The organism is Kitasatospora sp. NPDC057542 (assembly GCF_042801945.1).
Taxonomy (GTDB): Bacteria; Actinomycetota; Actinomycetes; order Streptomycetales; family Streptomycetaceae; genus Kitasatospora.
This window is the reverse complement of sequence record NZ_JBHVFE010000332.1, coordinates 1-10,260: the sequence shown is the minus strand read 5'-3', so window position 1 is coordinate 10,260 and position 10,260 is coordinate 1. Positions and strand designations below refer to the sequence as shown.

The window sequence follows — 10,260 nt, the reverse complement described above, 5'->3', positions numbered from 1 at the left end:
CGGCCGGCGCGATCCGGATCCTGCGTGAGCTGCTGCCGGGCGGCCGGGAGCCCCTGGACGGTGAGCCGTCGCCGGACGGAGCGCGAACCACCGAAGCCGCTACCGACCCGCCCGTCCGGCCCGGCCCGGCCGGCACCACCGCACCGACCCCGACGGCTCGACGTCACCCAAGGTGTCGACTTGGCGGGCCTGGCTCGTCCGGCTATACGCTTGACATGACTGCCAGCGCCCGCCAGGGCTCCCCCTCGGGCGTTCGACCGCAGCGGCCCATGGGCGAATCCGGCGGCGGTCCGTCGCGCGGTGGTCGTCATGAGGGAGAACGGTTCCCATGGACCTCAACACCATCACCGAAGTCGTCCGGCGCCCGCCCGATCGACCCGGCCCGGACTGGCGTGAGGGCGATGCCTGGCTCGCGGGCGGCACGTTCCTGTTCTCCGCCGAGCAGCCGAGCCTGCGCCGCCTGATCGACCTGATGTCCTTGGGCTGGGATCCGCTCGTTCCGAGCGACGCAGGCCTGGAGATCGGTGCGACCTGCACCATCCGCGACCTGTACGCCTTCGAGCCGCCGCGTGAGTGGACTGCGGGTGCCCTCTTCGCCACGGGCTGTGAGGCGTTCCTGTCCTCGTTCAAGGTGTGGAACTCGGCGACCGTCGGCGGCAACATCTGCCTGTCGTTGCCTGCCGGCCCGATGATCACGCTGACGGTCGCCCTGGAGGCCGGGTACGAGCTGTGGGCTCCCGACGGGTCGACCCGTCTCGTCGATGCCCTCGACTTCGTGACCGGCAACAACCGAAACGTCCTCGCACCGGGCGAACTGCTGCGCCGCGTCAGGATTCCGGCGCGCGCCCTGCGGAAACGCACCGTGCACCGCCGCTTCACACTGACCCGGCTCGGCCGCTCGACGGTGTTCCTCATCGGTACCCAGACGCCCGGGAAGAACGACCTGATGCTCACCGTCACCGCCGGCACCACGCGGCCGGTGCGGATCGCCTTCGACAGCATGCCCGACGCGCGGACTCTTCAGCACAGCATCGATGTCATCCCCGCCGACGCCTGGTTCGCCGATCCGAACGGGACCCCGGAACACCGTCGCCACCTGACCAAGCACTTCACCGAGGAAATTCGGCACGAACTCATGGCTGGGGGCCCGGCATGACCTTCCTCGTGAACGGCAGGAGCTTCGACGACGAGCCGCGACCCGGCCAGTGCCTGCGCACCTTCCTCCGCTCGCTCGGCCACTTCGGCGTCAAGAAGGGGTGCGACGCGGGCGATTGCGGCGCGTGCACGGTATGGCTGGACGGCGATCCGGTACACAGCTGCATCACCCCCGCGTTCCGTGCGGACGGTCACGAGGTGACGACGATCGAGGGGCTCGGATCACCGGGCGACCTGCATCCGATGCAGCGACAGTTCCGTGACGCCCCGGGATTCCAGTGCGGCTTCTGCACAGCCGGGATGATCATGACGTCGGCGTCGCTCACCGAGGCTCAGAAGGGCGACCTGCCCCGGGCGTTGAAGGGCAACCTCTGTCGCTGCACCGGCTACCGGGCGATCGAGGACGCCGTGCGGGGCGTCGCCGGCGTGGAGACGGCGGCCCCGGGGAAGGCGGTGGGGACGAGTGTCGGCACGCCGGCGGCCGACGACGTGGTGACCGGCCGCGCCGAGTTCACCATGGACACCCGTCTCGACGGCATGCTGCACCTCAAGGTGCTGCACTCACCGCACGCGCACGCCCGGATCGTCTCGATCGACAAGGCCGCCGCACTCGCGGTTCCCGGCGTGCGCCGGGTCTACACCTGGGAGGACGTGCCGCGCAAGCGCTTCACCACGGCGATCCACACCGACCACCTCGTCGATCCGGACGACACCTTCATCCTCGACGACACGGTGCGCTTCGTCGGCCAGCGCGTCGTGGCCGTCCTGGCCGACACCGTCGCGGCGGCGGAGGAAGGCTGCCGGAGGGTCGTCGTCGACTACGACGTCATGCCGGCCGTGTTCGACCCCGAGGAGGCGATGGCCGAGGGGGCGCCGCAACTGCACGGCGCCCACGACCCCTTCGTCCGGGACCCGGTCCACAACATCCTGGTGGAGATCCATTCGCACATCGGTGACGTCGATGCCGGATTCGCCGACGCCGACGTGATCCACGAGGGCACGTACTCCTCCCCGCGCGTGCAGCAAGCGCACCTGGAGACCCACGGCTCGATCGCCTGGATGGAGGACGGTCGCCTGAACGTCCGTACCAGCTCGCAGTCGCCGTCGATCGCCAAGGTCAAACTCGCGTACCTGTTCGCGCTGCGTCCGGACCAGCTGCGTGTGTTCTGCAAGCGCGTGGGCGGCGCCTTCGGAGGCAAACAGGAGGTGTTCTCGGAGGATCTGGCCGCGCTCGCCACACTGGACACCGGGCGGCCCGTCTGCTTCGAGTACACCCGCGAGGAGGAGTTCACCACGGCCTCGCCCCGGCATCCGATGACGCTGACGGTCAAGCTCGGCGCGAAGGCGGACGGGACGCTCACGGCGTTCCAGGTCCGCAACGTGTCGAACACCGGCGCCTACGGCAACCACGGTGGCGAGACGCTGTACGGGGGAGGCAGCGCCGTCATGATCTACCGCTGTCCCAACAAGAAGTACGACGCCTACGCCGTCTACACGAACACCGTTCCGAGCGGGGCACTGCGCGGATACGGGATGACACAGCCGGCGTTCGCCGTGGAATCGGCGATGGACGAGCTGGCCCGTGCCCTGCACCTCGACCCGCTCGAACTGCGGCGCCGCAACATCGTCCGACCGGGCGATCCGCTCGTCGCCCTGCACGACGGACCCGACGACGTGATGTTCACCGAGGACGGACTCGCCAGGTGCATCGACCTGGTGGACGCCGCGATGGCCCGGACGGCTCACGAGCCGTCACCGGGGCCCGACTGGCTCGTCGGGGCCGGCGTGGCGAGTTCCCTGCACGAGACCGCGCCGCCGACCGAGCACGTCTCGGAGGCCTGGGTCACGCTCGGGGACGACCTGGTGTACGAGCTGGCCGTCGGGACGGTCGAGTTCGGCCAGGGCACCCCCACCGCCCACATCCAGATCGCGGCCAACCAGTTGGGCACGACGCCGGAGCGGATCCGCCTGGTGCAGTCCGACACCGACCGCACGGGGTTCGACACCGGCGCCTTCGCGAGCGCGGGACTCTTCGTGGCGGGCAACGCCGTCCTCCGTGCGGCCAACGCGGTGCGGGACCGGATCCTGGAGTTCGCCGCCGTCCACACGGGCGTCCACGTCGTGATGTGCTCGATGGACGACGACGGCGTCCTCTGCGGCGAGCAGCGCGTGCCGTTGGCGGACCTCGTCGCCCTGGCCCGCGCGCGCGGAATCCGCTTCACCGCCGCCCGCAAGGGCTACGGCTCACCGCGAAGTGTCACCTCCAACACGCAGGGAATCCGCATCGCCGTCCACCGGGTGACGGGCGAGATCCGCGTCCTGTACAGCGTGCAGGCCACCGACGCCGGCGACGTCATCAACCCCGTGCAGGTCCGGGGACAGGTGGAGGGCGGTGTCGCCCAGGGGATCGGCTTCGCGCTGACGGAGAATCACCGGATCGACGCGAACGGTGTCATGGTCAACCCGAACCTCCGCAACTACCGCATCCCCACCTACGCCGACATCCCCCGTACCGACGTGCTCCTGGTGGAGTCCTCGGACTCGGTCGGGCCGATGCGCTCGAAGGGGATCGCAGAGTGCTGCATCAATCCGGTGGCCCCCGCGTTGGCGAACGCGCTCCACGACGCCACGGGTGTCCGCTACCGCGCGCTGCCGCTGACCCCGGAACGGATCTACAGCCGGCTGAACGAGGCCAGGCCGGTGTCGACGGCGCCCGGACCGAAATGAACACCGTGAAGCCCCGGGACGGGGACGCTGCGGCGACGGCCATCATCGGTCTGAGGGTCCGGCCGGGGCTGGAGCACGAGTACGAGGCGTGGCAGCAGGACGTCAACGCCGCCGCCGCCGACTACCCCGGCTACCTCGGCGCGGAGGTCTCCCCGCCGACGTCCCTGCAGCCCGACTGGACCGTCGTCTACCGGTTCGACTCGATCGCCCATCTACAGGCATGGATCAACAGCGCCACCAGGCAGAACCTGCTCGACACCGGCGGCAGGTACTTCGACGGTCCGGGAACCCAGCAGGTCGTCAGAGGCGGCGTGCAGGCACCGGATCCGCTCGTGACCGTCGTGGTCACCCACCGCGTCCACCCCGACCACGTCGAGGAGTTCCTCGACTGGCAGCGGCGGATGAATCAGGAGGAGCGGACGTTCGAGGGCTTTCGCGGTACGGAGCTCTTCCGCCCGATCGAGGGGCTTCAGGACGAGTGGACCACGCTCTACCGGTTCGACAGTGCCGAGCACCTCGACGCCTGGCTGACGTCAGGCGCGCGACGGAAGCTGCTCGCCGAGGGCAGCAGGTTCAACGAGTTCAGGCTTCGGACGATCGACAACTCCTTCGGTAGCTGGTTCGCCTTCGAGGAGAACGGCAAGGAGGCGCCGCCGCCGTCGGAAACCAGAACCGCCATCGCGGTGTGGGTCGGCCTGTACCCGACCGTCGTGCTGCTGACGCTCGCCCTTTCGCCGCTGAGGATGCCGCTCTGGATCGGCCTGCTGGTGGGCAACCTGCTGTCGAGCTTCACCATGAGCTTCCTGACGATGCCCTTCTACGTGAACCCGCTGCTCAAGCGGTGGCTCCGGCCCCCGCCGGGCGAGCCCGCGGCGAGGAACAACCGCATCGGTCTCGGCACCGTCGCCGGGGTGACCGCGTTCTGGGCCGTCCTCTTCTACCTCGTCACGACCCGGTTCTGGACACTGCCCTGACCTTCAGCGGGGCGACCGGGCCGGCAGCGGCTTGAATTCGCCCTCCGCACCGGAGCCGACCACGGAGCCCTGGTGCGGCGAAGGACGGAGGAGCGACGGCCTGCCGGTCAGGACAGGACGCGGGCGATGAGCAGGGCGACGTCGTCGGCGGTGTCGGGGCGGCGCAGGGCGGAGAGCAGGAGGTCGCAGGTGTCCTCCAGGTCCCGGTGGGGGCAGGCGAGGAGGTCGATGAGGGCTTCCAGGCGCTGGTCGATGTCCTGGTCGCGGACCTCGACGAGCCCGTCGGTGTAGAGGACCAGGTCGTCGCCGGCCCGAAGGTGCAGGTCGGTGGTGCGGAAGGGGACGTCGCCGACGCCCAGCGGTGCGCCGGGGTCGAGGTCGATCAGGTGCGGCGGGTGGTTCCCGCGGACCAGGACGGGCGGAAGGTGGCCGGCGCAGGCCAGGCGGCACACGCGGGTGTGCGGGTCGTAGACGGCGAGGAGGCAGGTGGCCATGGCCTCGCCGAGGTCGCGGGTGGTCTCGTCCAGGTGCGTCAGGACCTCGTCGGGGCCGAGTCCCAGGCGGGCCAGGGTACGCGTGTTGGTGCGCAGCTGTCCCATGGTGGCGGCCGCGGTGATGCCGGAGCCCATGACGTCGCCGACGACGAGCGCGGTGCGCTCGCCGGGCAGCGGGATGGCGTCGAACCAGTCGCCGCCGGTCTCGTGCGTGGTGGTGGCGGGCTGGTACCGGTGGGCGATGGCGAGGCCGGGCGGATCGGCGGTGTGGCGCGGCGGCAGCAGGTGGCGCTGGAGGACGAGCGTGGCGCTGCCGCTGGTACCAGCGGGCGTTGTCGATGCAGACGGCGGCGCGGGCGGCGAGTTCGGTGGCCAGCACCATGTCGTCGGCGTCGAACGGGGCGGGGGTTCGGGTCCGCTTCAGGTCCAGGGCGCCCAGGACCTCACCGCGGGCGATCAGCGGTACGGCGAGGTACGAGTGCAGCCCGGCCTGCCGGAGCAGATCGGCGGCGTCGGCGTCGCGGGCGACGCGGGCGACGTCCGGGCCGCGCACCTGCGGGACCAGCACCGGACGGCCGGTGCGCACGCACTGGGCGACCAGCCGCTGCGCTACGTAGCGGGCGACCTCTCCGAGCGGGTCGGCGGCCCGGAGTGCGGGGCTGCGGTCCGCGGCCTTGATCGCCATGGCGCGGAACCGCACCTCGCCCGGGTCACCACCGGGCGCCGGGTCGGCGAGGACGGCGTCCAGAAGGTCGACGGCGGCGATGTCGGCGACCTCGGGCACGGCCACCTCAGCGAGCTCGCGCGCCGTGGTGGGCAGATCGAGGGTGGTGCCGATCCGGATCGAGGCGTCCGCGATCAGCGACAGGCGTCGACGGGCCCGCGCCGCGGTCAACGCCGCCTCGCGCTGCTCGGTGACGTCCACCACCGAGACCGCCACCCCGATGATCCGCCCGGCCTGGTCCTCCAGCCGGTAGAACGAGGCGCTCCACGCGTGCTCCCGGTGCGGATCGGTCGGCCTGATCGCGGTGGTGACCTCGTCCAGCACCGGCTCACCGGACGCCAACACCTCCCGCATGCGCACCTCGATCGCGGTGTCCAGGTGCGGCAGCACCTCACAGGGCGTACGGCCCAGGTGCTCCCCGGAGGGTACGCCGTCGATCCGTTCCAGCGCCGCGTTCACCAGCACGTACCGCAACCCGGTGTCCAGCACGGCGAGCCCGATCGGCGACTGGTCCACCAACCGCGAGGACAGCGCCACGTCCCGCTCCACCCGGCGCAGCGTCCGCTCCTTCGAAGCGATGCCCAGCGCGAACAGGCGGCCCCCCTCGGCCACCAGGCGCATGTTGCGGAACTCCACCCGAACGGTGTGCCCGTCCCGGTGCCGCACCGGGAACACCCCCGCCCACGGCCCCTGCCCGGACATCACGCGGCTGAACAGCTCCAGCACCTGGGGCCGCTGCTCCTCCTCCACCAACAGCTTCGCCGCGGGCCGGCCCAGTGCCTCCTGGCTGTCGAAGCCGAACAGTTCCTCGGCCTGCGGGCTCCACAGCACGATCCGGCCCTGCTCGTCCAGGACCACCGCGGCGACCCCCAGCACGTCCAGCAGCCCGCCGGCGGGCATCGCCGCATCCGCCGGCGCCGGCCGGTCGCCCCCCTGTGCCGTGCTGCGGGCCACTCCCACACTCCTCCCGGGCGCGTGCGGATGGTCTCTCCATCGTCCGCCCCATGTGCGGCACTCGGCCAGCCCGCCCCCGACAGGTGCGAGAAGCCGGTGGAGGTTCCGTTCCGGGACGAACGACAGGTGCGGCGCCACCGCCGTCAACGCACCGCGCCGCCCCTGCGGTGCGGGCCGGGTCGCGAGGGTCGGAGCGCAGGCGCACGGCAACGGCGGTGTCCGGCTCCGCTCGTCGAATCTCCTGGACGGACGCCTGTGGCAGGGCTCGGTCGGACCGACCCGCGGCACCGAGGCGGCGCTCACCCGCGTGGCGTGTCCGACAAGCCGGATGCCGTTGACGTCGCGATGATCGAAGGGGCACCTGCCCCGCCACAGGCTGCGAGACGGGCAGGCCGGCTCTTCAGGCCACCACGACGGTCGGTGCCGCCGGACCCGGGCCCGCCCGACCCGCTCTTCGGCAGCTGGGACGCCGAGGAGACGATGCGCATGCCTGTCGAGCCCGCCGCGGCCCCCGAGGACCCGTTCGCGATCGTCCGCAGCCGTGACTACGTCGCGCTGCTGGTGATGGCGGCCGTGCTGGGCGTCCCGATCTCGGTCGCGGCATACGGCTTCCTCGCCCTCGTCTCCGAACTCCAGTCCCTGGTCTACGACACGCTTCCCAAGGGCCTCGGCTTCAGCGGAACACCGAACTGGTGGGCCGTTCCCCTGCTCGCCGTCTCCGGTGTCCTGGTGGCCCTCACCATCCGGCACCTTCCCGGACGAGGCGGGCACGAGCCGGCCGACGGGCTCAAGACCGGCGGTACCCCTTCGGTGGCGACGGTACCCGGTGTCGCCCTCGCGGCGATCGCCTCGCTCGGCCTCGGCGCCGTCCTCGGCCCGGAGGCCCCACTGATCGCACTCGGCGGCGGCCTGGCCGTCGGTGCGATCCGGCTGGTGAAACGTGACGCCCCTCCCGACGTCCTCGCCGTCGTCGGCGCGGCGGGCGGCTTCGCGGCGATCAGCGAGCTCCTCGGCTCGCCCGTGATCGGGGCGTTCCTGCTGATGGAGGCCTCCGGCCTGGCCGGGTCGATGCTCGGCGTCGTCCTGGTGCCCGGCCTGCTTGCCGCAGGCATCGGCTCGCTGATCTTCACCGGCCTGGACTCCTGGACCGGACTCGGCACCTACTCCCTGGCACTGACACAGGTGCCACCCGCCGACCGGCCGACCATCGCCGCGTTCGGCTGGGCGATCGTCGCAGGCCTCGCCGCTGCCACCCTCGGCGAGGCGGTCCGCCGGTCCGCCCTGCATCTGAAATCACGCGTCCAACGGCGACGGGTGCCGCTCACCGCACTGACGGGCGCGCTCATCGGAGCACTCGCCCTCCTCTACACCGTCATCACCGACAGACCGATCTCCGGAGTGCTGTACTCGGGCGAGACCGCCATCGGCCCCCTCCTGGCCGACCACGCCACCTACTCCGTGGGCACGCTGCTGCTCCTCATCGTGTTCAAGTCGCTCGCCTACGGCGCCTCGCTCGGCGCCTTCCGCGGCGGGCCCGTCTTCCCGGCCCTGTTCGTGGGCGGGGCAGGCGGCCTGGCCATGTCCCACCTGCCGGGCCTGGACGTCACCACGGGCTTCGCCATCGGCGTGGGTGCCCTGGGCGTGGCCATGCTCAGGCTCCCGATGACCTCTGTCCTGCTGGCCACCCTGCTGCTCGGTGCCCAGGGGCTGACCGTGATGCCCCTGGTGATCGTCGCGGTGGTGGTCTCGTACGTGGTGACCCTGCGGCTCGCGCGACGGGAGGCTCCCGCGACCGTCGGGCACACGCCTCCCCGGGCCGGCGTCCCCCTGACGCATCCGCCGTCCGGCGACGACGCCGCGGCGTGAACGGAGGCACCGGGACCTCACCGCGGTTTCGGGGGACGGGCACGACGAAGCTCCTGGCCGTCGGCGGGTGGTCGGTGTTGTCGCGCGCGGAGGTCACGTAGACGTGGCCCGTTGCCGCCGACCGTCAGCCCCTCGGAGTCCGGCGCGCCGGAGCCGCCCGCGAAGCGGATCTGCTTGCCGATCGCGCTCCACGACGGGTCCGGGATCCACTTGCCGTTGCTCTTGACCGGCTTGTACAGCCGGTTCTTGTTCCGGACCGGCCCCCTGACGGCAGGCCCGTCCGCGGGGCCTCCTAACATCGTTTCGCAGTCCTTCGACGGACGCTGCTGCCCGCTCGGCCGTGCGCGCCGTCCAACAGCCAACACGTCAACGGCTCCACCGCCCGGCGACGGAGTCGTGCATCGAGGAGGAACGTTCATGCAAGCCCGGAAGATCGGCGCGGCCGCCGCAACTGCGGTGGCGCTTCTGGCTGCCCGCGACCTCATCCAGAAGAGGCACGCGCTGCTCCGGAACTTCCCGGTGATCGGGCATGCCCGGTACCTGTTGGAGACGATCGGGCCGGAGCTGCGGCAGTACATCGTGACCTCCAACGAGGAGGAGCGCCCGTTCAGCCGTGACCAGCGCACGTGGATCTACGCGTCGGCGAAGGAGGAGAACAACTACTTCGGGTTCGGAACCGAAGTCGACGTCGAGCACGTCCAGGGGCACGCCTACGTGAAGCAGCGCACGTTCGCCGACACGCTGCCCGACATGCACGATCCGCAGGCTCCACTGCCCTCGGCCAAGGTGCTGGGCGGGCCGCGCGGACGCGCCAGGGCGTTCCGGCCGGCGAGCGTGGTGAACATCTCGGCGATGAGCTTCGGATCGCTCTCGGGCGCGGCCATCACGGCGCTCAACAAGGGGGCGGCGCTGGCAGGCACGATGCACAACACGGGCGAGGGTGGCCTCTCGCCGTACCACCGCAACGGCGGTGACCTCGTCCTCCAGCTCGGTACGGCGTACTTCGGCTGCCGCAACGAGGACGGCAGCTTCAACCTTGACAAGCTCAAGGAGGTGGTCGCCGGCGCTCCGGTCAAGGCGATAGAGATCAAGCTCTCCCAGGGCGCCAAGCCGGGGTTGGGCGGGATGCTGCCGGGCGCGAAGGTGACCCCGGAGATCGCCGGGATCCGCGGCATCCCGGTCGGCGAGGACTGCGCCTCCCCGTCGCGGCACACCGCGTTCGGCGACGTCGACTCGATGCTCGACTTCGTCGAGTTGCTCGCCACCGAGACCGGTCTGCCGGTCGGGGTCAAGAGTGCGGTGGGGGAGATGGGCTTCTGGCAGGAGCTGGCCACGCTGATGGCACGTGGTGACCGCGGGGTCGACC

General features: G+C 71.3%; 5 protein-coding genes and 1 pseudogene. 5 read left to right on the top strand and 1 reads right to left on the bottom strand.

Annotated elements, in window-relative coordinates:
• Window positions 1-328: 328 nt before the first annotated feature.
• The 3 genes from ACFU7Y_RS31445 to ACFU7Y_RS31435 are packed head-to-tail and all read left to right on the top strand — an operon-like array spanning window position 329 to window position 4,856.
• Window positions 329-1,156, top strand: coding sequence for an FAD binding domain-containing protein (locus ACFU7Y_RS31445; RefSeq protein WP_380770422.1), 828 nt, complete (start codon window positions 329-331; stop codon window positions 1,154-1,156).
• Window positions 1,153-3,882 carry a molybdopterin-dependent oxidoreductase gene (locus ACFU7Y_RS31440; protein ID WP_380770421.1) on the top strand — a complete coding sequence of 910 codons (2,730 nt, stop codon included), beginning with the start codon at window positions 1,153-1,155 and terminating at the stop codon, window positions 3,880-3,882. Before ACFU7Y_RS31445 ends, ACFU7Y_RS31440 begins: the two co-directional genes overlap by 4 nt.
• Entirely contained in the window at window positions 3,879-4,856 is a 978-nt protein-coding gene (locus ACFU7Y_RS31435; protein ID WP_224278555.1) for an antibiotic biosynthesis monooxygenase, read from the top strand. The genes ACFU7Y_RS31440 and ACFU7Y_RS31435 overlap by 4 nt, the downstream gene beginning before the upstream one ends.
• A gap of 107 nt (window positions 4,857-4,963) precedes the next feature.
• On the opposite strand, the pseudogene ACFU7Y_RS31430 reads toward ACFU7Y_RS31435, so the two are convergent.
• Window positions 4,964-6,974, bottom strand: a pseudogene (locus ACFU7Y_RS31430) (SpoIIE family protein phosphatase).
• Window positions 6,975-7,514: 540 nt separating this feature from the next.
• Here ACFU7Y_RS31430 and ACFU7Y_RS31425 point away from each other — a divergent pair.
• The gene (locus ACFU7Y_RS31425) at window positions 7,515-8,894 is read left to right on the top strand and encodes a chloride channel protein (RefSeq protein ID WP_380770420.1); all 1,380 of its coding nucleotides are present in this window, start codon (window positions 7,515-7,517) and stop codon (window positions 8,892-8,894) included.
• Window positions 8,895-9,311: 417 nt separating this feature from the next.
• Window positions 9,312-10,260: glutamate synthase-related protein (locus ACFU7Y_RS31420; RefSeq protein ID WP_380770419.1), on the top strand; the 949-nt coding region annotated here is incomplete at its 3' end.